Raw genomic sequence first — 25,650 nt, 5'->3', positions numbered from 1 at the left:
TCCGCCATCCCGGGCGTCCGGATCGGTCCGGACAGGGATCGGCGGCAGGCCACCTCGAACAGCGCGCCCCCTCCGGGGCATAATGACTGCAAAACCCGGCGCGGAGCGTCCGGCCGGGATTTGGGCTATATGGACCGGCCCCCCGGGCCTGTCAACCGGTCAATCCCTCCAATTGGACCCGTCCGTCGGACGGCAGGGCCGGCCAGCCCCGCACGGCGGCGGGACAGCGGCGCGGGCTGCTACAGCTCCTGCCCCAGCGTCGCCTGCCCGGCGATCAGCCCCAGCCCATAGGAGATGCGGGCATAGGCCGCTTCGAACCCGTCGAACAGGGCCGCGTTCATCGCCTGGCCGGCGGGCGTTTCGGAAAAGGCGACATAGGCCTTCAGATCCGCGTCATCCGCCGGCGCATAGGCCATCATCAGGTAGCCCATCAGCCAGTTTTCGGTGTCGGCGCGGATCATGTCCTGGCGGCTCCAGACCTGCGACAGGATGGCATCCTCGTCGGGGATCCCGCCGGCGCCGACCGCAAGGCCGCACAGGAAGTGGTAGCGCGCGGTCATGGTCGAGGCGGTGTTGCGCTCGACCAGGGAATTGACCTCGGCAAAGCGCTTGAGCAACTGGATCGTCTGGTCGCTGTCATCCTGGCGCATGGCCCAGTCCGAGCGCGCGATCGCCTCGACATCGGGGTCGGAAATGGCCGCGCGCGCGTCCAGTTCCATCCTCACGAGGGACTTCCCCCGGGGCGCGTCGAAGAAGTTCATCGCGCGGATCTGCGCGTCACGCTCCATCCCGGCAGCCAGGGCGGCCTGCATCTCGGCGCGGATCATGGCGGGATTGAACAGCGCCTCGATCCGGGCCAGCGTGTCGTCCGAGGTCTTGCCCGAGGGGCCGGGCGGCACGAAGGTGCCGGCATCGGCCAGCCCCTCGGCGCGGATCAGCCCTGCCAGTTCCTCGAGGCGCAGCGCGTCGGTCAGCGCCTGGGCCGGACCGTCGGCTGCGACCCGGGGCGCCAGCGCCACGAGGAAGGTCAGCGCCAGGGCCAGCAGCGCGGGCAGGCCGACATGCCGCACCGGCGACCCGGCGACACGCCGCTTTGCCGCGGCGCCCGCTTGCGTCGTCTGCCGTCCCATCAGATGTCTTGTCCGGTATCCAGTTCGGACATGCGGGCGGCGAGCGCCTCGAACCGATTTGCCATGATCTCGTATTGCACGGCGTTCATCAGTTCATAGACCTCCTGCATGTCGGGATGCTCCAGCGCCTCGGTATAGGTCTCGACCTCTTCGTCGCTGAAATCGCGGTAGACATAGGCCGACGAGGCCAGCGCGTTCTGGGCCACGGCCATGCGCAGCGCCGGCTCCTGTTCCTTCATCATCGCTTCCATCTCTTCGGGATCCACCCGAAGCTCGATCACGCCGGCGGCGCTGGCGGCCAGCAGGAAGCGCATCTGGATCTGCTGCATCGCGCGCACCGCGGTGCCCGAGCTGTCGATCGCGGCGCCCATGCGCTTGAACATCTCAAGCCGGGGCGAGCCCTCCTCGACCATCTGGGCCACCAGTTCGGCGCCCTTTTCCTGCTTGCCGGTGTCGTCGGGATCCATGTGCGAGGCGTTCTCGACCTCGACCAGCCGCTGGCCGAGGTCGGAGGCGTAGAAATCGGCGGCATGGGCCAGCTTGTCGTCCTCGAGCGTCTGTTCGAGGATGTCGACGGCCATGTCATGCATCAGGTCGACGTCAAAGACCTCGCCCGAGAGCCGGGTCCAGCTGTAGCCGAAGACTCCGGCATCCAGGCCCAGCATTTCGGGCGCGTCCTCGGCCGAGAATTTCAGGCTTTCGAGCGAGACGTCGAAACCGGTCACTTCCAGAAAGGCCTCCACCCGTTCGCGGTCGGCCGCGGCGGCGGAGGATGCGGAGAGGGCCAGCGCCACGAAGGCGGCGCCCAGCCATCGGGCGGGGGTGCGAAGCAAAGCTGTCATGGGGGGGAAGATAAGCCCTGTGGCCGAGCGGGGCCAACGAAAACCGGCACCGTGCGCCAGATCGTGATCCGCGACGCCGCGTCGGCCGTCGCACGTCGAAAAAAGTTGCCCGGTGGCCGGAATTTGCGGCTAGTCATGGGCTGTTTGCGACACCCGGGCGCAGCGGGGCGCGTGTCAGTATCAGTACAAGGGGGCCGGCATGACCACCTACAGTTTCGACATCATCGAATCCTGGACTTGGCGCAGCCGGTCCGATTTTTTCGGCGACGGGCCCGAGGTTTCGCGCGGCGACGAGCTGACGGCCTATACCGGGCGCCTGTACACGCGGGATGACGCGCCCGTCACCATCGAGGAGGGCGCGCTGGCCTGGGACAGCGGCAGCTGGATCGACGTGGCCTCTTACGGTGAGAGCCCGACATATTACGCGGCCGACCGGCGTAGTTTCACCCACGAGGTCTTCGACCTGCGCTGGTCGGGCGGGACCTCGACCATCTACCGGGTGACCTATGATTACCTGATCGATGACGGGAGCGAGTTCCGCTCGGTCGGGCAATACGACAGCTGGGCGCTGCTGGATGGCGCCCCCCTGCCCGTCTTCCGCGGCCCGGAGGATTTTCGCCGCTTCACCGACGCGGCGCGGCAAAGCGATCCGGGGCCGGCCTTTGCAGAGGGCGCCGTGGTGGACCTGGCCACGCTCTCGGGCGTGACGGTCAGCGAGGCCGACGTGATCGAGGACGCCTTTGCCCGGACATCGGAGCATTTCGGCGGTCTGGGCAACGATCTCTTTCGCGCGGTCGCGGATGACAGCCCGGATCTCTTCGACGGCGGGCCGGGGCTGGACACCGTCGACTACCGGGGCGCCTATGGCTACGCGGGCAGCACGATCAACCTGGCCGACAGCCGCGGCAATGCGGGCGCGGCGGCGCAGGACAGCTTTGTCGCCGTCGAGAACGCCATCGGCACATCGGGCGATGATCTGCTGGTCGGCACCACCGGCGACAACCGCCTGCGCGGAGAGGCGGGCGACGACCGGCTGATCGGTCTTGGCGGCGCCGACATCCTGCGCGGCGGTGCGGGGAACGACCTGCTGGTGGGCGGCGCGGGGCCGGATCTTCTGGACGGCGGCACCGGCTGGGACCGGGTCAGCTATGCGCGGGTCGAGACACGGCTGAGCATCGACATGGCCGATCCCACCGCCTCCAGCGGCGTGGCATGGGGCGACCGGTTCGTGTCGGTCGAGATGGTGATCGCGGGCGCCGGCGACGATGTGCTGCGCGGCGACGCCCAGGCCAACGCCCTGCGCGGCGGCGCGGGCGACGACGTGCTGCGCGGCCGCGCCGGGGACGATGCGCTGTTTGGAGAGGACGGGCGCGACCTGCTCATCGGCGAAGCGGGCGATGACCGGCTGCACGGGGGCGCCGATGCCGACACCTTCCGTTTCAACGGCGGCCATGACGTGATCCTCGATCTCACGCCGGAGGACCGGATCGAGATATCCGACCGCTTCGCCCGCGGCGCAAGCCTGACCGAGGACGACCTGCGCGACAGCGCCACGCTGATCGACGGGACGCTGGTGCTGGACTTCGGTCCGGCGCATTCCCTGACATTGGCCGGCCAGGCCGAGCTGGAGGCGATCCTGCACCTGGTCTCGGGCTATTGACCGGGGCCTGGACATGCCCGCACGGGCAGAGATGAAAAAACCCCGGATTCCACCCTTGCATGCCCCGGCAAAGCCGCGTAAACGGCGCTTCCACAGACCCCCGCGGAGAGGTGCCGGAGTGGTCGAACGGGGCGGTCTCGAAAACCGTTGACCCTTCACGGGGTCCCAGGGTTCGAATCCCTGTCTCTCCGCCACTATTCCCCTGATAGTGCGACATTATCTTGAGCGTTCCACTTTGAGCGTTCCACTTTGAGCTGTCCACCATGCGACCTGCCGTCCGGCCAACGCCGACCGGTCGCTGACGGCGACGTATCTCCGGGCCACCGCACCCCCCTCAAATGGAAAGGCGGAGCGCAAGCGCGCCCCGCCTCCACCGGTCACAGGTAACGTTACTGCGCGGGAACCACGCGCGCGGCCGGCGGCTCGGCGCGGATCGCCTCGTTGTTCGCGTGATGGCGCCGGATCAGCGGCCGCAGCACGAGGATGGCACAGACCGCCGCGCAGGCATCGAGGAACGACATGCTGTAGAACACGGTGTTCCAGGTGCCCGTCGATTCCATCAGCAGGTTGCCGATCGGAACCAGCAGGGCCGCGAACCCCTTGGCGGTGTAGAGCACGCCGTAGATCTTCGCGATGTGCTTGGTGCCGAAGACATCTGCCGCCGTCGCCGAGAACAGAGAGTAGACCTCGCCCCAGGCGATGAAGACCACCCCCGACAGCAGCACGAACATGTAGGGGTTGTGCCCCAGGTGCGCCAGCGCGAAGATCCCCGTCGCCTCGAGCGAGAAGGCGATGAACATCGTCGGCTCACGCCCGATCTTGTCCGAGATGAAGCCGAACAGCGGACGCGACAGCCCGTTCATCAGACGGTCGAGCATCAGCGCCAGCGGCAGCGCGGCCATGCCCCAGAAGATGACGTGATCGGCCACGCCAAGATCCTTCGCCATGGGCCCAAGCTGCGCCACGGCCATCAGCCCGCCCGTCACCGTCGCGGTGAACATGGCCAGCATGACCCAGAAGACCGGAGTCTTCAGTGCCTCGACCAGCGTATAGTCGCGCCGGCTCTGGGCCACGGTGGTCGAATAACCGACCTCGCCCTTGGGGGCCTTCAGGAACCAGGACAGCCCGAAGATCGCCGCACCCTGGATCAGGGCGAAGACGAAGAAGGCCGACTGGTAGCCCGAGTTCTCGATCATCGCCGCGATCGGCATGATGGTCAGGATGGTCCCTGCCCCGTAGCCGCCCGCCGTCAGGCCCACGGCCAGACCGCGCTTGTCCGGGAACCACTTCAGCGCGTTGTTGATGCAGCTCGAGTAGACGCAGGCCACCCCGACACCGCCGATGGCGCCGCCGACGTAGAAGCCCGCAAGCGAGCCGGTTTGCGAATTGACCAGCCAGGCGATCGCGATCAGGATCCCGCCGATGGAGACCACGGTCCTCGGCCCCCGCTGGTCGATGAAATGCCCGATCAGCGGCGTGCTCCAGGTCTGCATGAGCACGAAGATGGTAAAGGCGGTCTGGATCGCCGCCCGGCTCCACTGGTGGGTTTCCTGGATCGCGGGGACGAAGAGCGTCCAGGAGTACTGGATATTCGAGGCGGCGACCATGCAGGCCACGCCGGCCACAAGCTGAAGCCAGCGGTTGACCGGTACGTCGGGACCCAGTCCCTCGGACGCCGAGAAGAGTTTCGACACGTATTGTTCCTCCAAAAGCACGGTCCGGTACAGCACCGGCCGCGAAACCGACCGGATGCGGTCGGCACGACGTTTCTTGTTTTTCTTGGGTATTGTTTTTCGTGGGTGCGGTGTCGTCTCCGGCCAGTGCGGCCGGGGTCGGTGGCGGGCCTGGACGACCTCGGGTCGCCATGGCGGGCCTACGGGGCGCGGAGCCCCCGCGGCCTTTCGGGGCAACGACGCGGCCGGTGTGGGGCCGGGGCGTCGCTGCCGATCCTGTCCGCCCGTGGGGCGTATCGGAATTCTGAATGGTCAGGGAAAGCGGACCTTGCCGGGTCGCGCTGTCCAATACCGCCGGTGCGTGGGCCCGGTCGGGCCGGGGCGCGCAGGGCGGATCAGGTGGTCTGCGGCGGCGCCCTCGGCTCGGGCCGGAGCGATGTCGGCATCTCGCGCCACAGCCGCGCGGCCGTGCCTCCCGCGAGCGCCATCCGCAGCACCGGCGAGGGGTGCGCCCCCGACGGCAGGGTCCCGCAGTCGCTGTCGGCCGTCACGTCCTTCTTCGCGCTCCGTTCCGCCTGCGGCAGTACCGGGCGCGGCATGAGACTGTCACCGCCGTCCTGGGCCACCTCGAGTCTTGGCGCCCCCTCTCCGAGGCGGGGGCCCGAAGATCCCGTCTTCCACGGCATTGCCGCCAGGATCAGCGCCACCACGAGAAGGGAGCGCAGGATCGTCAGAACGGAATGAAGGGACAAGTGGATGTGGCTCATGATCGGTGAATAAGACACTGTCCCTTGATTCGAGCAAGAAATTGTTTGGCATTTTCCCCGCGGCGTCGGAAAATTCCTGCTGACGTTCATCCGCAATTATCGTGGATGTCGAAATCGGGCCAAAAGAAGCGACCCCAGCTTATTGTGCATCCTTACTCCGTCTGGAGCCTCCGGCAATGCGCTGAAAAAACGCGCAACGCAATGTCGACCTTCCCTTGGGTAAAGCGGCGCATGCGTCGTCATGGTTCTATCCCCGACCCCGTTTGAGCCATGCCAGGCAGGGCTTTCAAGCCTCAAGTCCTGCTGCAGGTGCATCATGAGCGCACAACAGAAGTGAGGGACCATATCGCTCGCCCCGATCCGCCGGGCGACATTCGGGATGATGTCCCGCAGATGGCCGAAACCGGAAAAGATCAATTCCGAGATTCAATTCACCGAGCGTGCTTCTCGCAATTAGGCATTCATTACCGATCATGGAGCGAGATAATTATAAGTGCTTTTATTGCTTGAGAGAGATTTCGGACGAAAATTGCGAGCTTGACCACGTCGTTTCCCATTCAGGTCAGGGCGACAATACTTATGGAAAGACTGTTGCAGCGTGCTACGGGTGCAAAAGAAGAAAGCAAGCCGCTGACACAGCAGATTTCGTGAGAAGTCTCTTGCGGAGGGGGCTGCTCAGCGAAGAAGAATTCACTGAAAGAACGCGTGCATGGGAGCCATTACGTTGGTGGCGAACGCGCTGCAGACATTCGCCACATTCCTGTCTGACCCAAATTGTCCAAAGGCGCCAACTTGGCTGTGATGAAAGGAAAACCCGGTTGCGACGGTGAACGCAAACCGGGGCCAGTTGCCCCTGGCACTTAGGGAAAGCCTGTCAGGGGGGGCGTTAAGGGCCACGACGGTAGGTCGGTCGGTAACGGGCAGTGCCCACAGGGGCACCGCCAAGACCGCCACGGCGGCAATCCCACCACAAAACCCACGGACAGCCCGCGCCCGGGAACGGAGCGCCTGAGCCGGCGTTATCCTCCTGCGCCACAGGGGACGCAGGGAAGTTACGAATGTCAGACGGGATTACGGCACCACGGATTGCGGTCGTGGGCATGGGGCCACGCGGGCTGGGCGCGCTTGAGGCGCTGGCCGATGCGCGCGCGGGACAACCGGCGCTGAAGGTGGACATCTTCGATGCCTTCCCGGCCCCCGGCGCGGGACCGAATTTCGACCCGGCCGAAAGCCCGCTCTGCCGTCTGAACATCCCCATGCGCGACATCGCCATCCGGCCGCCGGCCTTCTCGGCCCTTGGCCCCTTCGCCGACTGGCCGGACGCGCCCGCGGATCCCGATGCCTTCCCCCCGCGCGCCGAACTCGGCCGCTACCTGGAAGCCCGCTTTGCCGAGCTGCGCGCGCATGCGGCGCTGGCCATCTCCCTGCGGCCGCATGCGGTCACCGATCTCAAGCGCGACGACACGGGTTGGCAGCTGTTTTCCGACGACAGCTGGCACGGACCCTATGCCGAGGTGCTGCTGGTGCCGGGCCAGCCCAAAGTCGCTCCGGACGACCAGCTTGCCGAATGGCAGGACCACGCCGGCACGGGGGCGGGCAGGCTGGCGCAGGCCTATCCGGCGCGGCTGCTGCAGGATCGCGCGGTGGACTGGGCCGGCCAGACCGTCGCGATCCGGGGGCTGGCGCTGTCGTCCTTCGACGTGCTGCGCGTGCTCACCACCGGTCAGGGCGGGCGGTTCGCAGACGGCACCTATGTCGCCTCGGGGGGCGAGCCCGCGCGTATCCTGCCCTTCTCTCTCGACGGGCGACCGCCCGCCCCGAAGCCCGCCACCGCCGCGCTTGACGCATGCTTCGCGCCGACCCAGGCGGAAAGCGACGCCTTTGCCGAGGCCATCGCCGCCGCCGCGACGGCGGATCCCGACACGGCCCGGCAGAAGATCGACGGCGCGCTCCTGCCCCCTGTCCGCCGGATCCTGGAGGAGACGGGGACCGACCCCGCCGGGGTCGCCGACTGGCTTGCCACCGAATGGGACGCGCCCGGCACGCAGGAGGACAGCTCTCCGCTGCAGGCGCTGCAGGACGGCCTTGCCATGGCCGAGGGACGCCAGCCGCCGTCGATCGGCTACACGGTCGGCCAGGTCTGGCGGACATGGCAGGACGCGCTGCGCATCGGCTACAACCCCGCGACCACCCCGCCCGACACCGCCGAGGCCCTTGTGGGCTTTGACGAGGGGCTGAAGCGCTATTCCTACGGCCCGCCGGTCTCGTCCTGCCACGAGCTGGCCGCGCTGATCGAGGCCGGCATCGTCTCGCTCGAGCTGGCGACCGACCCCGAGATCACTCTGATCCCCGAAGGCTGGCGGCTGGCCTGTGGCGACACCGCGATCGAGGCCAGCGTGATGGTCGATGGGGTGCTTCCCAACCCCGATCTCGGCGCGGTCCGGGATCCGCTGGTCACGGGGCTGCTGGACGACGGCTGGCTGACCGCGCGCGAGGGGCCTCTGGCGGCGGACACCGCCGGGGACGGCGCCCTTATCGGGCCGGACGGCGCGACCGCGCCGGGGCTGTGCCTGCTGGGGCGGATGTCGCTGGGCAGTGTCATCGCCGCCGATTCGCTGCACGACTGCTTCGGCGCTGCCTCGCGCCGCTGGGCGCGGGGCGTGACCGACCGGATCGGGCAGCCGCAGGGCTAAGCGCGCGGGGGCCTGTGCCGCCCCGGCCTCAGACCACCCGGCAGACCGTGTGGATGATCTTGATATCCTGTCCGAAATCCTCGTGCCCGGGCAGGTAATCCTGGGGCGTGCTGATCTCCAGCACCGTCCAGAGCCCGTCCTTCGCGATCTGCTCGACCGTCGCGCCGAAATCGAGCGCGGCCCAGCGGTCGGTGCGCTGGGTGAAGGTTATGATCCCGCCGGGCCGCACGCAGCGGCAGGCGTCGCGCAGCATGGCGCCGGCGTCTTCCAGATAGGTCAGCACTCCGACAGAGGCGGCGGCGTCCATGGTGTCGTCCGCCACCGGCAGCGGCAGCACCTGCAGGTCATGTTCGGTCAGCTCGGCATAGACCCCGGTGTCCTTTGCCAGCCGCAGGCTTTCGTCCGAGATATCCAGCCCGACCAGCCGGAAGGCTCCGCGCCCGGCCATGGCCTGCCCGAAAAGCCCCGTCCCGCAGCCGATGTCGAGCACCGAGTCGCCCTTCGACAGGTGCGGCACCAGCCGTGCGGCGGCGTCCGAGGGCGCGCTGTAGTTCCAGGATTTCACCGACGCCTCATAGGTCGCGGCCCAGTCGTCGTAATAGCCCGAAACCGCGCTTGCGTCCGTGGTGCCGCCCCTGAGGTCGAAGCCCTGCTGCCGGTCGGGGGTCTTGGTGGCCATGCGCCTGATCCTTTTGTCGTTTCCGTTGCGGCGCAACCTCCCATGCCGCTGGCAGCGCCGCAACCCGGGGGGCCGGCGGCGGCGGCGTCTCAGGGCGGTGCGGCACCGCGGCAACCTTCTCTTAACCCCCTGCCCCGACTGCACTCTTGACAGATCGTCCCCCATGCCCCACATGTTGCCCGTCGCTGCATTGCCGCGTGAGCTAGCCGTGGCCCGTCTGCATGTGTTGCAGGTTTTTGTCCGGGCCCGTCAGCGACGATCTTTCAGGTTCCCCATCACGCAGGGTGCTGGATGTGTCGGCCGGGTGCCGCAGGATCCCCCTGCGTCTTCCGAGGCCGCGCAACACCCTCGTGCGCCGCGATCCACGCGGCCACAGCCATTGCGCCGTGCCGCCCAGATTGCGGCCCCGGTGCCAAAAGGAAAACTACGTGTTCGATTTCGACATGCTGGGCCTTTCGCCCGAGCTGAATGATGCGCTGGAGCGCATCGGTTTCTCCGAACCCACCCCGATCCAGAACCAGGCGATCCCGCTTGCGATGGACGGCCATGACGTTCTGGGCCTGGCCCAGACCGGCACCGGCAAGACCCTGGCCTTCGGTCTGCCGCTGATCAACCAGCTGCTGTCCATGCCGGGCAGACCAGCGCCCAAGACCGCCAAGGCGCTGATCCTCGCGCCCACGCGCGAGCTGGTGAACCAGATCGCCGAAAGCCTGAAGACCCTGACCGAAAAGACCAAGATCCGCGTGTCCACCGTGGTCGGCGGCCAGTCGATCAACCGGCAGATCAACATGCTCTCGCGCGGGACCGATGTTCTTGTCGCCACGCCCGGGCGCCTGATCGACCTGATGGACCGCGGCGCCGTGGACCTGGGCCAGGTGCGCCACCTTGTGCTGGACGAAGCCGACCAGATGCTGGACCTGGGCTTCATCCACGCCCTGCGCAAGATCGCGCCCAAGCTCGGCACGCCGCGCCAGACGATGCTGTTCTCGGCCACCATGCCCAAGCAGATGGAAGAGCTCAGCCGCGCCTATCTCAAGGATCCGCGCCGGGTCCAGGTCTCTCCTCCGGGCAAGGCCGCGGACAAGATCACCCAGTCGGTGCATTTCCTCGACAAGGGGGACAAGCCCGCCAAGCTGCGCGAGATCCTGCGCCAGGACATGGATGCCCTGACGCTGGTCTTTTCGCGCACCAAGCATGGCGCGGAACGGCTGATGAAGGGTCTGGTGGCCGACGGGTTCGACGCCGCCTCGATCCATGGCAACAAGAGCCAGGGCCAGCGTGACCGCGCCATCAAGGCGTTCCGCGACGGCACGGTGAAGGTGCTGGTGGCCACCGATGTGGCCGCGCGCGGCATCGACATCCCGGGCGTGGCCTATGTCATCAACTTCGACCTGCCGGAAGTGCCTGACAACTACGTGCACCGCATCGGCCGGACCGCGCGCGCGGGCCGCGAGGGCGAGGCGATCGCCTTCTGCGCTCCGGACGAGGCCGACCAGCTGCGCCAGATCCAGAAGCTGATGAAGATCGACATCCCGGTCGCCAGCGGCGAAGCCCCGCCTCCGGGCGCAGGACAACCCGCCGGCAGCGGCGGGCGCGGCCGAGGAGGCGGTCGTCGTCGCGGCGGCGGTGGCGGCGGCAAGCCGCAGGGCGGCGCGCAGGGTGCCAATCATGGCAAGCCCGGCGGCCAGGCCCGCCGCCGCAGGCCCCGCCGCAGCGCCGCCTGATCCCGGGGGATCTGCCCCTGGGTCGGCCGGATCAGGATGGCCCGCCGCAAGGCAGGGCTGTCCAAGAACGAAAAAAACGGCGCGTGGCTTGCATGGCCCCGCGCCGTTTTCATGTCCAGGGTTCCCGCTGATCTACCCGGTCGCCTCTTCCAGTCCGGCGTCGCCGATATCGGTGTCCCACATGGCAAAGCAGGAGATATAGCCGGTAAAGGTCTGCCCCAGCTGCAGGTTCGAGGCGGCAAGATCCGGCATCGCCACCGATGCGGCGCCACCAAGGGCCACCCCGTCGATCGCCGCGTTGATTCCCTCCGCCGACAGGCGGGAGCCCAGGGAAAACGCCACCTCCTCGCCCGGCGCATAGGCGCCGGTGGGACCGGTGACATCCTGCGTCACCCCCTGCCCCTTGTGCCGCATCTGCGGCTGCCCGGTGCTCGCGCCATCGGTGCGCAGGTAGTAATGGATGAAATTGTCGGAATTCCCCTGCCAGGTCAGCGGCCGGACCTCCAGCGCGTTGCCCGTGTCCCGGTAGCTCATCCGCCCCCGGATCGCGAAGCAGATCGCGTCGGGCATGCCCCCGGCACTTGGCAGGCGTGCGGCCGGGATGGTTGGCACCGGATCCGCCGCGCGCACCGCAGGACCGGCCAGCGACGGCACATGAGACGTGCGCCGCGATCCGGGTTCCAGCTGCACCTCCGAGATCACGACATCCCCGGTCCGACCCGCGTCCAGCCCGACCCCAAAGCGGAGATCGCCGTAGATATCCGTCCCGGTGGTGAAGGTGATCGTGACATAGCCCTGCGCGTCGCGGTCGGCCAGCGTCGCCGACAGGCTGCCGCCCGCAGCCGTCGCATCCGACAGGTTGTAGATCCCCATCACCGGACCCAGCGTATCGGCCAGGACGCTGACCCGCGCCGAGGCCGTGTAGGTCGTGTTGGGCGCCAGCGTGAACGGCTGGTAGAGCGCGTCGCGCTGCCCGGCACAGGTGAAGCGGATTGCGGGCGCGCCGTAAAGCTCGGTCAGGCTGCGCGTGCCCGAGCCCACGAAGACCGTCCAGCCCGGCGGCGTGGCCGAGGCAAAGGCCGTCTGTTCCAGCAGGTTGGACGTGGCCGGTTCCACCTGCAGGCCCGCCCGCACCCGTGCCGCCGGATTGCCGATATCCCCGCGCGCCAACAGCTTGGCGTGGATCTGCGCGGCAAGATAGCTGCGCCCGGCGGCATTGGCGTGGAAATCCGTCTCGCTCTCGGTGAGCGACAGCGGCCAAAGCCCGTCGGCCACCCGTGCCTCGTCCTCGGGCGAGCCGTCGCTGAGCGCCAGCGCGCCTTCCCATGTCGGGACATAATGCGCCTCTCCCACGTGGTCGCGGATGTCGGCCCAGGTTTGCAGCATCCCGGCATCGGGCGCCGAGAACGGCGCCGGCTGGACATAGATCCAGCGGTCGTGGCCCAGCCGTCCGACCATGTCGTCGATTGCCGCCATGGCCTGCGCTGCGCTGTCGGTCAGCCCGCCGTCCATGATCACCAGCGTCCGCTCGTACATGGCCGGGTCCGCGCCGGCAAAGCGCGTGGCCTGCTGCTGAAGGTTGCTGCCGCCGACACCGTCTGTCTCATGCGGGATCAGCCCGTTGGGTTCGACCAGCGCCATGGTTTCTATCGGCAACAAATCCCCGTTCAGGAAACTGTCCCCGATCCAGAAGATCCCCGGCGCCGGAAGGTAGGCGGCCGAGCGCATCATGTAGCGCGGCGCGCCCCCGGTCGGCAGGCAGCTTTCAAGCCCCGCCGCCGGGCGTACGCCCTTCGGCACCGGCGCCATGCCGCCAAGGTCCGACCGGTGGCACCACATCTGCGCCACCGCTCCGGTCACCGCCAAGCTCAGTGTCGCGCTGGCGGCGACGATGCTGACCGGCGCCCCGGCAATCGCGCTGCCCGTGCCTGCCCCGGACAATGTCACCGTCCCATTCCCGGAACAGCCAACTGTATAGCGGGCGCCGGGCTCCACCGCGATATCCTGCGCCGCCGGTGAGCCGCTGTTGACCGCCAGGTTGTGAGGCGCCCACACCAGGCGCCCGTCGCTGTCGTATTGCGTGGCCGGGCCGCTTCGGTCGCAGCCGCCGAACAGCGTCGCGACATCGCTGACGCCGCCCTGGTCCAGGTACAGGCCGGCCGCGAAATCGCTGACCAGCCGCGGCGCGACCCCGTTGACCGCATAGGCCGAAAAGGCGCTGTTTCGCGACCCGGCGGGCCGCTGCACCAGGAACGGGCTGCGGGAAAAGCCGGTGACGAAATCAGCCATGCGACACCGACACGTCGACCGTCACCACAGCCCAGGCCCAGACCCGGTAGCCCGCGGTCACACTGGGAAAAAGATCCGCCAGCGGCGTGCTTGCCGCCACGATGTCCCCCGCGCCAAGCGCGATGGAGCCCTGGCTGCCCGCCGGTTCCGCCGTGTCCGGCGTGGCCATGACCCGGATCAGGTCACCGCCCTGATTCTGGATCCGGATCGCGGAGACATCCGCATTGGTAAGCTCGGTCCACTCGCCGCCGAAGCAAGTGATCGTGTTGAGATGCGCCATGGCTGGATTTCCTGTGTTTGAGGTCGTTGTCACGCGTGCGGGCGAGGCCAGAGCGGGACCGGCCGAAAGCCGAAGACGGGCCGACAGGACGGCCGGGCTTTCATCGCGACGTCGCCGATCCCACCGGCCTCTTGCAGGAAAACAGGTAGGTGCACGGGGTCTAAGCCCGGCTTACCAGAGCGTTCTGTGGTGTTGCGCCTCGCATGCGCGGACCTGCGCCGGGCCACATGCGGCGCCACGGCGCGGTGTGACCGGGCCAGACCCGGGCACCGATCTCCAACCCTGTCTCGCTCACTGCAGCCAGGGCATCGGTTGTCCGGACCCGGGTCGCTCGCCGGACTCCAAGCCGACTAGGGATCCCGGAAACAGTTTAAAAAACGTCTACAGAGATCTGAATTTTATGGAGTTTTCTGGATCTGGCAGACGCTGCCTTCTCCCCGCGCTCAGGCGATCCGCCTGTTCGACGCGTCGGCCGCCCCGCCCGCGTACGCCGAGGGCACCGCGCGCGGCCCCAGCCAGGCGCTCAGCTTCGGTTCCGACAGGATCTCGATCACTCCGTTCACATGTCGGACCAGACCCAGCGCCGCCAGGACGCCCAGTCCGCGCCCGAGCGCAAGAAGCGTCAGGCCGCAGATCCGCGCAAGATCCGCTTCGGCCAGCGCCACGGGCATCAGCGCGCCATCCGCCCGTCCCGACCGACAAAGCCTCAGCAGCAGGTTAGCCATCCGCACGGCACCGTCAAGCTGCATGAAACTCAGCGACACCTCGGTCGCCAGCTGCGCCTGGCCCGCAGAGATCTGGGCAAACCAGCGCCAGCCATCCTCGTGCGCCTCGGCGATCCGCTGCACCTGCATCGCCGAAAGCTCCACGATCTCGGCCGGTCCGGCGGCCCGCAACGTGATCCCCCGCGTATCGCCCTGAAAGGTCCCGTCAACCGCCCTCCACGTACCTTCCTGAAGCAGCCAGACAGGCACGAACCCTTGCCCCGGCACGTCCCGTTCGAGCGCCAGTGCGCCAGACACCACGCCGATCACGCTCCCCGGCGCGTCCTCGGCGCCCAGGGTCAACTCCTGATCGTTCAACCTGCGAAAGGTGCACAGATCGAGCACATCCTTGCGAAAGGCGGCTGGCACCTGAGACAACCAGTGGGAGTCGTCAAGCGGATGGCGGTCAGCGGGAAACATCATGGGAAGAGCCAGTCCGGGGCAGTTTTCAGGCCGGACGTCTTCTACGGTGACGGTGGCAAGTCAAGCAGGTCGGGCCGCGTCGACGGCATCTGTCAGGGGTATCGGCCAATTGTTGCGAATGCCCCTGACAGTCAGTCGAATTCCGCCGAAACCCAAGCATGACGACCGCAGAGGTTGAAGACGCGGCTAAGATCTCAACAACCGAACAGGACCGCAGGCCATTCAAGATAACGACCAGCAAAGAGGATGATCAGGGACGTCCAAGAGGTGGGGATGGGTGAACACCTGCACTTGATTCAAAAAAAGCACCGAATGTCATGAGCAATGCGGCCAGCACGTCCTGTCTCCGGGCTGACAAGTCGTATGGACAGCCGCCGCAGATCGGACCCGATACCGTTTCGCAGCCCTGTCCGACCGTGAATTGCTCTTGTCAGTCGTCTTCTGCACCACACGGCCATCACCCGTGCCCTGAAGACGCGCGCCAGCTTCTGGCAGGCAGCCGGGGATTTTCAGACCAGAGCCAAGATCCTCCAAAGGATTCACGCCCACCATCACCCCGACTGCAGCGAGCCGCACCTCAGGCCATGCAAAGGAGCGCTTGATGCGAAACCACACCAAATCAACACCACCCGGAGCAAACCACATTCGTAAGTCATTGAGATCATGGCGCACCCGAGAGGATTCGAACCTCTGGCCTCTGCCTTCGGAGGGCAGCGCTCTATCCAGCTGAGCTACGGGTGCCTGTTCGGGGCTTGTAGCGAAAGCCCGCACCCGGTGCAATCGCCGAAGAGCCGCCTTCAGCAACTTTCTGAACAGATGCGCATCTTGGCGCCCGACCTGCAGCCAGAGGCTCGGCCACCCTTTCCAGAAAGAGTGTCACGCAAGGCCACGGCCTCAAGCCAGAGCCCGCAACCGCGCAACGCCCGGCCGCGCCCGACTGGAGGCTGCGGCCAAGACATCGTCACGACAGATGGCTCAGGGCTTCACACCCTGGGCCAGCATGGTCATTTCGGGGATCATGGTCCGCACGTCCACATCCTTGAACCCGCCCTGGTTCAGCGTCTCGGTCAGCCAGCCGGCATCGAGCGAACGCGCCTCGGGCGTGAAGGCCGTGTGCTGCAGCTGCCACAGCGCCGCCAGCGGCGGGCCGGAGCGGTCGGCCTTCACCACGAAATCGTGGATCAGGATCATGCCCCCCGGGTTCAGCACGCCCCAGGCCTGCTGGATCAGCCGGTCATGGGTGTCGCCGGGCACGCCGGAGAACAGGTAGGACATCAGCACGATATCCTGCCCTTTCGGCCACTCGGCCTCCAGCGCGTTGCCTTCATGGTAGGTGATCCGGTCGGTCAGCCCGGCCTCTTCGACATATTCCCGTCCCAGCGCGGCGACATTGGGGAATTCCAGCACCGTCGCCGTCAGCTCCGGGTTCGCCGCGCACAGCGTGATGTCGAAGGCCGCGGTGCCGCCGCCAACGTCCAGAAGGCTCTTCTTGCCACTGAGGTCCAGCGCCTTCTTCAGCTGTCGTGCCGGGCCAAGCGAGCCCGCATGCTGGCTTTCGGAATACAGCCGCGCCTCTTCGGGGTCCGAGAACCAGTCGGCATAGGACTTGGTGTCGGCCTCGTCCAGCTTGCCGGTCAGCGCGCCCTCGATCTGATCCAGAAGCGGATACATCTGCTTGCCGACCTGCAGGCGCAGGTAGTCGGAAAAGTCGTACTTTGCCCCCTTCACCAGGAAGGCCTCGGCCGCCGGAGAGTTCGAGAACCGGCCATCCTCGACCGAGACAAGCCCCAGCCCGGCCAGCGAGGTCAGCAGCGTCATCGCGCGATCGGGGTGGATCTTGACCGCCTCCGCCAGTTCGGCCGAGGTCCTGGGCGCCTGGGCAAGCTTCGAGAAGACTTCGAGCTCGAGCGCCGCGAAAAGCGCCTTGGACCCCATGAATCCGAATGCGATGTTGGAAATCTCGTCTGCTTCGGTGAGAAGGGACATACATACTCCGTCGGTGGCTTTCGATTGGCGCCAGACTACTCCTCACGACCCGGAGTACCACCCGTCAGCGCCAAAAAACGACACCTTGCAGGTCGCAATTGCACAAAGCACAGGCAGAACAGCGCCACCCCGCGCCTGCCGACGTCGCGGCCGGCCTCACCCTACCCGCAGGGCGGCCCATTCTGCCGCAATGGCATCCGACATCTGCAACCCTGTCAAAGACCACGGGCCGCGCGCGTTGCCGCCCTGTCTTCACCTTTGCACAAATACCTCGATCCGACGCCCGAAAACCGCGCAGGTCGGGGGGACAGCGCAAAACGCCCCTCGTTCTTCTTGGCAAAAATACCTCCCGCCGGAGGCCACGACCGCAGGTCGTTCCCGTCACGCCCCTTGCAGGACGGACTAAACGTCAGGCAAAGAGCTCGTGCGCCAGTTCCAGCGCGTCGATCAGCACATCGACCTCGCTTTCGGTGTTGTAGAGGCCAAAGGACGCCCGGCAGGTCGCCGTCAGCCCAAGGTGGTCCATCAGCGGCCCGGCACAATGGTGCCCCGCACGCACCGCCACGCCCTTCTTGTCGAGGATCGTGGAGACGTCATGCGCATGCCCCGCCCCGTCCAGCGTGAAGGAGAAGATCGCGGCCTTGTCCGGGGTCGTGCCCTGCACCTGCAGCCAGTTCAGCCCGTCCAGCCGCGACCGCGCGTAATCCCGCAGCGTCTCCTCGTGGGCCGCGACGTTTTCCATCCCCAGCTCCATGAGGTATTCCAGCGCCACGCCCAGCCCGATCATCTGCACGATGCCCGGCGTGCCGGCTTCGAACTTCATCGGCGGATCGGCATAGGTCACCGTGTCTTTCGACACCTCGCGGATCATGTCGCCGCCGCCCATGAAGGGCCGCATCTGGTCCAGCCGCTCCTTGCGGATCCAGATCGCGCCCGATCCCGAAGGCCCGTACAGCTTGTGCCCCGTGATCGCGTAGAAATCGCAGCCCAGGTCCTGCACGTCGACGGGCATGTGCACCGCACCCTGGCTGCCGTCGACCAGCACCGGCACGCCCTTCGCGCGGGCGCCGTCGCAGATCGCCTTAACGTCGACCTTGGTGCCCAGCACGTTCGACAGCTGCGTGATGGCGATCAGCTTCGTCTTTGGCCCGATCGCGTCGATCACCGCCTGCGGATCCAGGTGGCCGGTCGCATCCGTATCGACCCATTTCAGCACCACGCCCTGCCGTTCGCGCAGGAAATGCCAGGGCACGATATTGGCGTGATGCTCCATCACCGACAGCACGATCTCGTCGCCGGCCTGAAGCCGTGGCGCGGCCCAGCCATAGGCCACCGTGTTGATGCCCTCGGTGGTGCCCGAGTTCATCACGACCTCGTCCTCGTGGCCTGCGTTCAGGAACCGCGCGATGGTCCCGCGCACGCCCTCGTATTTCTCGGTCGCCAGGTTCGACAGGAAATGCAGCCCCCGGTGCACGTTGGAATATTCCATCGCATAGGCCTGCGTCACCGCGTCGATCACGACCTGGGGCTTTTGCGCCGAGGCGCCGTTGTCCAGGTAGACCAGCGGCTTGCCGTTCACCTCGCGCGCGAGGATCGGGAAATCAGAGCGGATCTTGGTGACGTCATACATTCGGAATCGCCTCTCCCATCGGGCCGCCGACCAGGGTCAGCAGCAGGGTCATGGCCAGGGCCAGCGCCAGCACCGAAGCGATCAGCACGCCGGCCGACCGCGCCAGAGAGCCCATCCGGTGGGCCTGGTCGATGAAATGCAGCAGGATGTAGAGCGAATAGACGCCCACGGCCACCGCCAGGAACAGCGTGAAGATCGGGAACAGGAATTGCAGCACCAGCGACACCGCCTGCACCGCCACGCGCAGCGCCTGCATCCAGATCATCACGGCGGCCACGTCGTCCAGAGAACCTGTCCCGCCCATCTTCGCGCCGATCCACCAGATCACGTGGATCATCACCACAAGCCCGACTGAGACCAGCAGGAAATACGGCACCGGATTTGCCAGCACACCGGGCAGAAGCACCGGCAGCCCCGCCACGATGGCGGGTGTGAACAGCAGGATCGTGTTCAGCAGCGACACAACGATCAGAGCCAGCCACAGAACCTGTCGGGGCAGTCCCATCGCCATGACCTGGCGCGCCGCTTCGGCCGGGTCTTTCACCGTCAGAAGGGCCAGCGCCCCCCAATCCTGTCCGCTCATGTCACACTACGCTCCGCCAGCCTCAGCCCGGTGAACCAGAACCAGCCCAAAACGGCAAGCCAAAGGACGCCAACCAGCGTCTGCGCCGCACCAGGGCCGATGAACCCGGCCACCAGCCCGTGCAGCAGCATCAGCGGCGCAGAGGCCAGCAGCGCCCAGAACAGCGCGATGCGCGCGCCGTACCACTGGCCCTTGCCGCCAAAGATCTTCGCCACCAGGTGCGACAGCGCCGCGATGCCATAGAACATCAGCGGCGCCAGAAAGACCCAGCCCAGCAGCGCGCCGCCCATCAGCATGTTCAGCTCCTGCTCCTGCAGATACGCCTCACGCGAGAGGCGCGGCAGCTGGGCGACGAAGCCCAGGGCGCAGAACAGCATCAGGAAGACCAGGGCACGGTCCTCGCGCGGTCCCATATCAAGCAGCCGCGCCACAACCGGGCGCGGCCGGCGATACATCGCCGCGATGTCGGTCGTGACTGCCATCTCAGCCGTGCCGCGTCAGCCACCCTTCCAGGCGGGACACGATTTCGTCGGCAAGCGCCTGGTCCTCGATCTCGTCCACCGCCTCGGCGAGGAAGGCCAGCGTCAGCAGGTTCGTCGCATCGCGTTCCGGCACCCCGCGCGAGCGCAGGTAGAACAGCCCCTCCTCGTCGATCGCGCCCGAGGTCGAGCCATGCGAACAGGCCACGTCATCGGCGTAGATCTCAAGCTCCGGCTTGGCCAGGAACTGGCTGTCGCCGTCCAGCAGAAGCGACTGGCTGATCTGGTAGCCATCGGTCTTCTGCGCGCCGGGCTTCACCAGGATCTTGCCCTGGAAGACACCGGTGGCGCCGTTCTTCAGCACCTTCTTGAACACCTGGCGGCTTTCGCAATCCACCGCGTCATGGGTGATGAAGACCGTGTCGTCATGGTGGAAATCGCCATCGCCGACACAGGCGCCGGCCACATGCGCGATCGCCTCGTCGCCGGTCAGCTCCAGCACCTGTTCATTGCGTGTCATCACGCCGTTCACGGTCAGGGTAAAGGACTTGTAGGTCGATTTCTCGCCCAGCCGGGTGAACATATGCGTCGCGGCGCGGCGCTCATGGTCGCGGCCCTGCGCGCGCACGTGATGCAGCGCGGCGCCGTCGGCGATGTCGATCTCGGTGCACTTGTTGAAACGCGCCGCGGCCGGGCCGTTTTCCAGTATCGTCACCTCGGCCCCGGCCTCGACCTTCACCACGTGGTGCAGGATTGCATCCGAGCGGGTGTCGGCGTGGCTGTACGTCAGCTGGATCGGCTTCGACGGCTTGCCGGTCACGTGGATCAGCAGCCCGTCGGTGGCAAAGGCGGTGTTCAGCGCCGCCAGCGGCCGGGCCACCGGGTCCTGCCCGTTGGTTTCCAGCGTGCCGTAAAGATCCTTGGCCCAGTGGATATCGGTTCCGGCCACGTCGGCCAGACGCTCGATGCTGACACCTTCCAGCGACAGGTCGTCCGAGGCGTCGGCATCGAAGACACCGTCGACAAAGACCACCTTCAGCGTGTCGATCTCGTTGAAGAACGGCGGCTCGCCGGAGTCGAAAACCGCCGCCTCGATCACATCGGGCCGGGTCAGCGTGTCGGGGCGGGTGAATTTCCAGTACTCGTCGCGCGCAGCGGGCAGGCCCATCTCGCGCACGCGGGCCAGCGCCGCGCGCCGGGCCGGGGCCGACCAGCCGCTTTCGGGCAGGCTCAGCGTCGCCAGCCGCGCTTCGGTGGTGTCATGCTTGGTCTGCGGCAAAGCCATCAAGCCACCTCCGACAGGATGTCCGCATAGCCGTTCTTCTCGACCTCGAGCGCCAGTTCGGGCCCGCCGGACTTGATGATGCGGCCGTCGGCCATGATGTGGACGACGTCGGGTTTGATGTGGTCCAGCAGGCGCTGGTAGTGGGTGATCACGAGGAAGCCGCGGCCCGCGTCGCGCAGCGCGTTCACACCGTCCGACACCAGCTTCATCGCGTCCACGTCCAGACCCGAGTCCGTCTCGTCCAGGATGCACATCTTGGGCGCAAGAACAGCCATCTGCAGGATCTCGTTGCGCTTCTTCTCGCCGCCGGAGAAGCCGACGTTGACAGGACGCTTGAGCATCTCGGCGTCGATCTTGAGATCCTTCGCCTTCTCGCGGACCATCTTCAGGAAGTCCGTCGCGCTCATCTCGTCCTCGCCGCGCGCCTTGCGCTGCGCGTTCACCGCCGTGCGCAGGAAGGTCATGTTGCCGACGCCGGGGATCTCGACCGGGTATTGGAACGCCAGGAACAGGCCGGCCGCGGCGCGCTCTTCGGGATCCAGATCCAGCAGGTCCTGACCTTCAAGCGAGGCGGAGCCCTCGGTCACCTCATAGCCGTCGCGGCCCGAGAGCACATAGGACAGGGTCGACTTGCCCGAGCCGTTCGGGCCCATGATCGCATGGACCTTGCCGGCCGGGACCTCGAGGTCGACACCCTTGAGGATCTGCTTGTCCTCTTCTTCCAGTTTCACGTGCAGGTTCTTGATTTCCAGCATGTTCTTTCCCTTCTCAAGGGCCCTCAGCCCAGCACGACGGCGGTGCCGGAGGCACTGACCATCAGCATGTTGTTGATAACTTCGTAATCGAGATCGACGCCCACGACGGCATTGGCGCCAAGCCCGAGGGCGCGTTCTTCCATTTCGGCCAGGGCGGTTTCGCGCGCACGGCCGAGTTCCTGTTCATAGGCGCCGGAGCGACCGCCGATGACATCCGTGATCCCGGCAAAGAGATCGCGGAAGACATTGGCGCCAAGGATGGCCTCACCCGTGACGATCCCCTTGTAGTCGGAGATCTGGTGGCCCTCGACATTGGGTGTTGTGGTGATGATCATTTCCGGTCCTTTCCGAAACGCGCCGCCGCCCGTGCCCCGAGGCACCCGGCCGCCCCCGCAAGCGCGGCGATCGACACCAGGGACAGGGCTTCGCCCTGAAGCAGGCCGAACCCCTGCGCCGCTGCGATCGTCAGCGCCGCCGCCACGACGGCGGTCAGCGCCACCGCGGCGAAGAACTTCAGGCCGCCCGACATGATCAGCCCACGGAGCCTTCCAGCGAGATGGCAACCAGCTGCTGCGCTTCCATGGCAAATTCCATCGGCAGCGCCTGCAGCACTTCCTTGGCGAAGCCGTTGACGATCAGCGCCACGGCCTCTTCCTCGTCCATGCCGCGCTGGCGGCAATAGAACATCTGGTCGTCGTCCACCTTGGACGTCGTCGCCTCGTGTTCCACCCGGCTCGAGTTGTTCTTCACCTCGATGTAGGGAACCGTATGCGCCCCGCACTTGTCGCCGATCAGCAGCGAGTCACACTGGGTGTAGTTCCGCGAGTTCATCGCCTTCGGATGCATCGAGACCAGGCCGCGATAGGTGTTCTGCGCGAACCCGGCCGAGATCCCCTTGGACACGATCCGCGAACGGGTGTTCTTGCCCAGGTGCACCATCTTGGTGCCGGTATCGGCCTGCTGGTGGTTGTTGGTGATGGCGATCGAGTAGAATTCGCCCTGGCTGTCATCGCCGCGCAGGATGCAGGACGGGTATTTCCAGGTCACGGCCGAGCCGGTCTCGACCTGGGTCCACATCACCTTCGCCCGGTCGCCCCGGCAATCGGCGCGCTTGGTCACGAAGTTGTAGATCCCGCCCTTGCCGTTCTCGTCGCCCGGGAACCAGTTCTGCACCGTGGAATACTTCACCTCGGCGTCTTCCTCGATGATGATCTCGACCACGGCCGCGTGCAGCTGCGACGTGTCGCGCTGCGGTGCGGTGCAGCCTTCGAGGTAGCTGACGTAAGAGCCCTTGTCGGCGATGATCAGCGTCCGTTCGAACTGACCCGTGTTCTCGGCGTTGATCCGGAAGTAGGTCGACAGTTCCATCGGGCAGCGCACGCCCGGCGGCACATAGACGAACGACCCGTCCGAGAAGACGGCCGAGTTCAGCGTCGCATAGAAGTTGTCCGACACCGGAACGACCGAGCCAAGGTATTTCTTCACCAGCTCGGGATGCTCGCGGATCGCCTCGGAGATCGAGCAGAAGATCACCCCGGCCTTCTGCAGTTCCTTCTGGAAGGTGGTGCCGACAGAGACGGAATCGAACACCGCGTCCACGGCCACCTTGCGCCCGTCCGCCGGCGCATCCTCGGCGCCTTCGACACCGGCGAGGATCATCTGCTCCTTCAGCGGGATGCCCAGCTTTTCGTAGGTCGCCAGCAGCTTGGGATCCACCTCGTCAAGCGACTTCGGCTTGGTCTCCATGCTCTTTGGGCGGGCATAGTAATACTGGTCCTGGAAGTCGATTTCCGGATAATCGACCATCGCCCAGTCAGGCTCTTCCTTCTGAAGCCAGCGCTCGTAGGCCGCCAGCCGCCAGTCGGTCATCCACTGGGGTTCTTCGTTCTTCTCCGAGATCAGGCGCACGATATCCGGGGTCAGGCCCTTGGGCGCGTATTCCATCTCGATATCGGTGTTCCAGCCGTATTTGTAGGTCCCGATCTCGCGGACTGCGTCAACGGTTTCCTGGTCGACACCGTCCTTGACGTCGGCGTCCTTGATCTTGGCATCCGCCGGGTGCTGATCCAATGCGGTCATGCTGTCCTCCGATCATGCGCCACTTTCGGCGCTCGTCTGTCTCGCACCTGATGTGCGCTTGATTGCTCGCACCGACGGTGCGGTTAGTAGGTTTGCACCGAAGGTGCGGTTATTAGGCTCGCACCAGGGGGTGCGGTTTTCAGGGTCGCACCGAGGTGCGTATCGAACATTGCGCCCCTCGGCGCTGACGGAACTCTCGCATCGGTGGCGCAGTACACACGTCTGCACCGCCGGTGCGGTCTGCCTTATGCACCGCGGTCGCGATGCCGGTTGAACCCTCGGGCCCAGGTTTCGGCGAACCTCAGTACCTCGTCTTCCGTCGTGGCCGGGCCGATGCTGATCCGCACGGCTGCCCCGGCCAGGTCGGGGTCGTATCCCATCGCGATCAGCACGTGGCTGGCCCGCACCTTGCCGCTCGAACAGGCCGATCCCGCGGAAATCGCGTAGCCGGCCAGATCCATCGCCATCACCTGGGTCTCGCCCTTCCAGCCCGGGGCTATCAGGCAGGACGTGTTGGGCAGGCGTGCAGCATCTTTCCCGACGAAAATAGTCGTTTTCGCAGCGACCTCAATAGCCTTTTCTAGAATATTTCTAATTCCAGAAACAGACTCCCAGACGCCGGCGTCCAGATCCCGTGCCGCCGCCTCTGCTGCGGCCCCGAAGCCCGCGATTCCAATGACGTTTTCCGTCCCCGACCGGCGACCCATCTCCTGACCGCCGCCAAGGATGCGCGCGGCGACATCCGTGCCGCGCTTCATCACCAGGGCCCCGATTCCCTTCGGACCGCCCAGCTTGTGGGCCGAAATCAGCGCCATCCGCGCGCCCATCCAGTTGAAGGCGACCGGCAGTTTGCCAAAGGCCTGGGTCGCGTCCACCAGCTCCAGCCCCTCGGGCAGATCCTGGATCACGCCGGTCTCGGAATTGGCGAGCTGCAGGACCGACCGGCCGGGGTCGTCCACCTGCACGGCTCCGCTCTCCGACACGCCTAGCTCTTCGGACACCCAGGCGCGCACCGCGTCATGCTCCACCGGGGCGCCCAGCAAACCGCGCCCGGCACAGGCCAGTGCGGCCGCCTCGGTCGCCCCCGAGGTAAAGACGATATCCGCCCCCTCGGCCCCGAAGGCCGCCGCCACCTGCGCCCGGGCCCGTTCCACCAGCCCCTTGGCCGCACGCCCCTCGGCATGGACCGAGGACGGATTGCCCACGACATCCATCGCCGCAATCATGGCCTCGCGCGCCTCGACCCGCAAAGGCGCCGTCGCATTCCAGTCCAGGTAGACGCGGCTCTTCACGGGGCCCGTTCCTTCATCTTTGCAAAAATACCTCCGGGGAGCTCGAGGGGCAGCGCCCCTCGACCGTCGGGACCGGGTCGGTACACCGGCCTAGTCTTCGTCCACAACCGCAAAGAGGTTGGGTACCGCCGGACAGGGCGCCAGGTCATTGGCGATCACGTCCGACAACCGGGTCTGGTGCAGGAAGACATAGACATGGGCCGACAGCCCCTCCCACAACCGGTTGGTCAGCGATTGCGCCCGGCTTCCCGACGACCCTCCCGAGGCGCCCGCGCCCTTGTGCATCGCGTCCACGGTTTCGTCCACGGCGCTCAGCACGTCGACGACCCGGATCTCGGCCGGGGGGCGCGCCAGGCGATAGCCGCCGCCGGGCCCGCGCACCGATACGACGAGGTTGGCTCTCCGCAGCTTCACGAAGAGCTGCTCGAGATAGGGCAGCGAAATCTTCTGGCGTTGCGCGATCGCGCTCAGCGTCACCAGTTCCTCGGCCGGTTGCAGGGCGATATCCGCCAGGGCCACCATGGCATAACGCCCCTTGGTCGACAGCTTCACCTGGTTTTCTCCTCCGCCGTGGTCCGCGCGCCCGTTCGGGTGTGATGCGCAAATGAACCGTTCCCGCCACCAGCGTTCGCAAATA

Annotated in this window: 22 protein-coding genes and 2 tRNA genes; 4 read left to right on the top strand and 20 right to left on the bottom strand. The window is 66.5% G+C overall.

The annotated features are described in order from the left end of the window. Window positions 1-239: 239 nt before the first annotated feature. Window positions 240-1,130, bottom strand: a complete 891-nt coding sequence (locus ATO3_RS00690) for a hypothetical protein (RefSeq protein ID WP_088647877.1) — start codon at window positions 1,128-1,130, stop codon at window positions 240-242. Beyond that, a complete protein-coding gene (locus tag ATO3_RS00685; RefSeq protein ID WP_088647876.1) occupies window positions 1,130-1,972 on the bottom strand; it encodes a DUF2059 domain-containing protein in 843 nt (280 codons plus the stop codon). Before ATO3_RS00685 ends, ATO3_RS00690 begins: the two co-directional genes overlap by 1 nt. A gap of 199 nt (window positions 1,973-2,171) precedes the next feature. On the opposite strand from ATO3_RS00685, the gene ATO3_RS00680 reads away from it, so the two are divergent. Together ATO3_RS00680 and ATO3_RS00675 are read left to right on the top strand one after the other, a co-directional pair. Then, a complete protein-coding gene (locus tag ATO3_RS00680) occupies window positions 2,172-3,632 on the top strand; it encodes a calcium-binding protein (protein ID WP_088647875.1) in 1,461 nt (486 codons plus the stop codon). A 104-nt stretch (window positions 3,633-3,736) separates the two neighbouring features. Beyond that, window positions 3,737-3,826, top strand: a tRNA-Ser gene (locus ATO3_RS00675). Between the two features lie 195 nt (window positions 3,827-4,021). On the opposite strand, the gene oxlT is transcribed toward ATO3_RS00675, so the two are convergent. Both oxlT and ATO3_RS00665 read right to left on the bottom strand, forming a co-directional pair. Continuing rightward, complete coding sequence (oxlT, locus tag ATO3_RS00670) at window positions 4,022-5,326, bottom strand: oxalate/formate MFS antiporter (protein WP_198963182.1); 1,305 nt, start codon at window positions 5,324-5,326, stop codon at window positions 4,022-4,024. Window positions 5,327-5,700: 374 nt separating this feature from the next. Then, on the bottom strand, window positions 5,701-6,057 hold the full coding sequence (locus ATO3_RS00665) for a hypothetical protein (RefSeq protein ID WP_143747198.1): 357 nt from the start codon (window positions 6,055-6,057) through the stop codon (window positions 5,701-5,703). A gap of 1,073 nt (window positions 6,058-7,130) precedes the next feature. Between ATO3_RS00665 and ATO3_RS00660 the strand changes: the two genes are divergently transcribed. Beyond that, window positions 7,131-8,765: an FAD/NAD(P)-binding protein gene (locus ATO3_RS00660; protein ID WP_088647873.1), complete on the top strand. Its 1,635-nt coding sequence runs from the start codon at window positions 7,131-7,133 to the stop codon at window positions 8,763-8,765. Window positions 8,766-8,793: 28 nt separating this feature from the next. Here the strand turns inward: ATO3_RS00660 and ATO3_RS00655 are convergent, their stop codons facing one another. Next, a complete protein-coding gene (locus ATO3_RS00655; RefSeq protein ID WP_088647872.1) occupies window positions 8,794-9,444 on the bottom strand; it encodes a class I SAM-dependent DNA methyltransferase in 651 nt (216 codons plus the stop codon). 428 nt (window positions 9,445-9,872) lie between these two features. On the opposite strand from ATO3_RS00655, the gene ATO3_RS00650 reads away from it, so the two are divergent. Further along, window positions 9,873-11,168 carry a DEAD/DEAH box helicase gene (locus ATO3_RS00650; protein ID WP_088647871.1) on the top strand — a complete coding sequence of 432 codons (1,296 nt, stop codon included), beginning with the start codon at window positions 9,873-9,875 and terminating at the stop codon, window positions 11,166-11,168. A 132-nt stretch (window positions 11,169-11,300) separates the two neighbouring features. Here the strand turns inward: ATO3_RS00650 and ATO3_RS00645 are convergent, their stop codons facing one another. The 15 genes from ATO3_RS00645 to iscR all read right to left on the bottom strand — a co-directional run bounded on the left by ATO3_RS00645 (window position 11,301) and on the right by iscR (window position 25,565). Continuing rightward, complete coding sequence (locus tag ATO3_RS00645; protein WP_088647870.1) at window positions 11,301-13,457, bottom strand: phage head spike fiber domain-containing protein; 2,157 nt, start codon at window positions 13,455-13,457, stop codon at window positions 11,301-11,303. Then, on the bottom strand, window positions 13,450-13,737 hold the full coding sequence (locus ATO3_RS00640; RefSeq protein WP_088647869.1) for a hypothetical protein: 288 nt from the start codon (window positions 13,735-13,737) through the stop codon (window positions 13,450-13,452). Before ATO3_RS00640 ends, ATO3_RS00645 begins: the two co-directional genes overlap by 8 nt. A gap of 443 nt (window positions 13,738-14,180) precedes the next feature. Next, window positions 14,181-14,924 carry a Crp/Fnr family transcriptional regulator gene (locus tag ATO3_RS00635; RefSeq protein ID WP_088647868.1) on the bottom strand — a complete coding sequence of 248 codons (744 nt, stop codon included), beginning with the start codon at window positions 14,922-14,924 and terminating at the stop codon, window positions 14,181-14,183. Between the two features lie 664 nt (window positions 14,925-15,588). Then, a tRNA-Arg gene (locus ATO3_RS00630) sits at window positions 15,589-15,665 on the bottom strand. A 234-nt stretch (window positions 15,666-15,899) separates the two neighbouring features. After that, window positions 15,900-16,910 (bottom strand): methyltransferase, encoded by a 1,011-nt coding sequence (locus ATO3_RS00625; protein WP_088647867.1) that lies wholly within the window; start codon window positions 16,908-16,910, stop codon window positions 15,900-15,902. 409 nt (window positions 16,911-17,319) lie between these two features. Beyond that, the gene (locus ATO3_RS00620; protein ID WP_088647866.1) at window positions 17,320-18,540 is read right to left on the bottom strand and encodes a cysteine desulfurase; all 1,221 of its coding nucleotides are present in this window, start codon (window positions 18,538-18,540) and stop codon (window positions 17,320-17,322) included. Beyond that, window positions 18,533-19,123 carry a YIP1 family protein gene (locus ATO3_RS00615; RefSeq protein ID WP_088647865.1) on the bottom strand — a complete coding sequence of 197 codons (591 nt, stop codon included), beginning with the start codon at window positions 19,121-19,123 and terminating at the stop codon, window positions 18,533-18,535. Before ATO3_RS00615 ends, ATO3_RS00620 begins: the two co-directional genes overlap by 8 nt. After that, window positions 19,120-19,605 carry a YIP1 family protein gene (locus tag ATO3_RS00610; RefSeq protein WP_088647864.1) on the bottom strand — a complete coding sequence of 162 codons (486 nt, stop codon included), beginning with the start codon at window positions 19,603-19,605 and terminating at the stop codon, window positions 19,120-19,122. The genes ATO3_RS00615 and ATO3_RS00610 overlap by 4 nt, the downstream gene beginning before the upstream one ends. Before the next feature lies 1 nt (window position 19,606). Further along, complete coding sequence (gene sufD / locus ATO3_RS00605) at window positions 19,607-20,887, bottom strand: Fe-S cluster assembly protein SufD (protein ID WP_088647863.1); 1,281 nt, start codon at window positions 20,885-20,887, stop codon at window positions 19,607-19,609. After that, complete coding sequence (gene sufC / locus ATO3_RS00600) at window positions 20,887-21,642, bottom strand: Fe-S cluster assembly ATPase SufC (RefSeq protein WP_088647862.1); 756 nt, start codon at window positions 21,640-21,642, stop codon at window positions 20,887-20,889. Before sufC ends, sufD begins: the two co-directional genes overlap by 1 nt. Window positions 21,643-21,665: 23 nt before the next feature. Continuing rightward, complete coding sequence (locus ATO3_RS00595) at window positions 21,666-21,977, bottom strand: heavy metal-binding domain-containing protein (RefSeq protein WP_088647861.1); 312 nt, start codon at window positions 21,975-21,977, stop codon at window positions 21,666-21,668. Next, complete coding sequence (locus tag ATO3_RS00590) at window positions 21,974-22,171, bottom strand: hypothetical protein (RefSeq protein WP_088647860.1); 198 nt, start codon at window positions 22,169-22,171, stop codon at window positions 21,974-21,976. Before ATO3_RS00590 ends, ATO3_RS00595 begins: the two co-directional genes overlap by 4 nt. A gap of 2 nt (window positions 22,172-22,173) precedes the next feature. After that, window positions 22,174-23,721, bottom strand: coding sequence for a Fe-S cluster assembly protein SufB (gene sufB / locus ATO3_RS00585; protein ID WP_088647859.1), 1,548 nt, complete (start codon window positions 23,719-23,721; stop codon window positions 22,174-22,176). Window positions 23,722-23,966: 245 nt separating this feature from the next. Further along, complete coding sequence (locus tag ATO3_RS00580) at window positions 23,967-25,013, bottom strand: cysteine desulfurase family protein (RefSeq protein WP_233151985.1); 1,047 nt, start codon at window positions 25,011-25,013, stop codon at window positions 23,967-23,969. Window positions 25,014-25,103: 90 nt separating this feature from the next. Next, entirely contained in the window at window positions 25,104-25,565 is a 462-nt protein-coding gene (gene iscR / locus ATO3_RS00575; protein ID WP_088647858.1) for a Fe-S cluster assembly transcriptional regulator IscR, read from the bottom strand. Between the last annotated feature and the right edge of the window lie 85 nt (window positions 25,566-25,650).

It is taken from the genome of Marinibacterium profundimaris (assembly GCF_002210095.1).
GTDB lineage: Bacteria > Pseudomonadota > Alphaproteobacteria > Rhodobacterales > Rhodobacteraceae > Marinibacterium > Marinibacterium profundimaris.
The sequence above is the reverse complement of the archived record's forward strand: the minus strand, read 5'-3'. Positions and strand labels throughout refer to the sequence as shown.

Excerpts from the sequence above, each read along its gene's own strand:
- ATO3_RS00660 (WP_088647873.1), top strand. The coding sequence starts at position 7,131 with ATGTCAGACGGGATTACGGCACCACGGATTGCGGTCGTGGGCATGGGG.
- ATO3_RS00680 (WP_088647875.1), top strand. The coding sequence starts at position 2,172 with ATGACCACCTACAGTTTCGACATCATCGAATCCTGGACTTGGCGCAGC.
- ATO3_RS00645 (WP_088647870.1), bottom strand. The coding sequence starts at position 13,457 with ATGGCTGATTTCGTCACCGGCTTTTCCCGCAGCCCGTTCCTGGTGCAG.
- sufB (WP_088647859.1), bottom strand. The coding sequence starts at position 23,721 with ATGACCGCATTGGATCAGCACCCGGCGGATGCCAAGATCAAGGACGCC.
- ATO3_RS00610 (WP_088647864.1), bottom strand. The coding sequence starts at position 19,605 with ATGGCAGTCACGACCGACATCGCGGCGATGTATCGCCGGCCGCGCCCG.
- ATO3_RS00690 (WP_088647877.1), bottom strand. The coding sequence starts at position 1,130 with ATGGGACGGCAGACGACGCAAGCGGGCGCCGCGGCAAAGCGGCGTGTC.
- ATO3_RS00620 (WP_088647866.1), bottom strand. The coding sequence starts at position 18,540 with ATGTATGACGTCACCAAGATCCGCTCTGATTTCCCGATCCTCGCGCGC.
- ATO3_RS00615 (WP_088647865.1), bottom strand. The coding sequence starts at position 19,123 with ATGAGCGGACAGGATTGGGGGGCGCTGGCCCTTCTGACGGTGAAAGAC.
- ATO3_RS00625 (WP_088647867.1), bottom strand. The coding sequence starts at position 16,910 with ATGTCCCTTCTCACCGAAGCAGACGAGATTTCCAACATCGCATTCGGA.
- ATO3_RS00685 (WP_088647876.1), bottom strand. The coding sequence starts at position 1,972 with ATGACAGCTTTGCTTCGCACCCCCGCCCGATGGCTGGGCGCCGCCTTC.
- ATO3_RS00640 (WP_088647869.1), bottom strand. The coding sequence starts at position 13,737 with ATGGCGCATCTCAACACGATCACTTGCTTCGGCGGCGAGTGGACCGAG.
- sufC (WP_088647862.1), bottom strand. The coding sequence starts at position 21,642 with ATGCTGGAAATCAAGAACCTGCACGTGAAACTGGAAGAAGAGGACAAG.
- ATO3_RS00595 (WP_088647861.1), bottom strand. The coding sequence starts at position 21,977 with ATGATCATCACCACAACACCCAATGTCGAGGGCCACCAGATCTCCGAC.
- ATO3_RS00635 (WP_088647868.1), bottom strand. The coding sequence starts at position 14,924 with ATGATGTTTCCCGCTGACCGCCATCCGCTTGACGACTCCCACTGGTTG.
- ATO3_RS00655 (WP_088647872.1), bottom strand. The coding sequence starts at position 9,444 with ATGGCCACCAAGACCCCCGACCGGCAGCAGGGCTTCGACCTCAGGGGC.
- ATO3_RS00590 (WP_088647860.1), bottom strand. The coding sequence starts at position 22,171 with ATGTCGGGCGGCCTGAAGTTCTTCGCCGCGGTGGCGCTGACCGCCGTC.
- sufD (WP_088647863.1), bottom strand. The coding sequence starts at position 20,887 with ATGGCTTTGCCGCAGACCAAGCATGACACCACCGAAGCGCGGCTGGCG.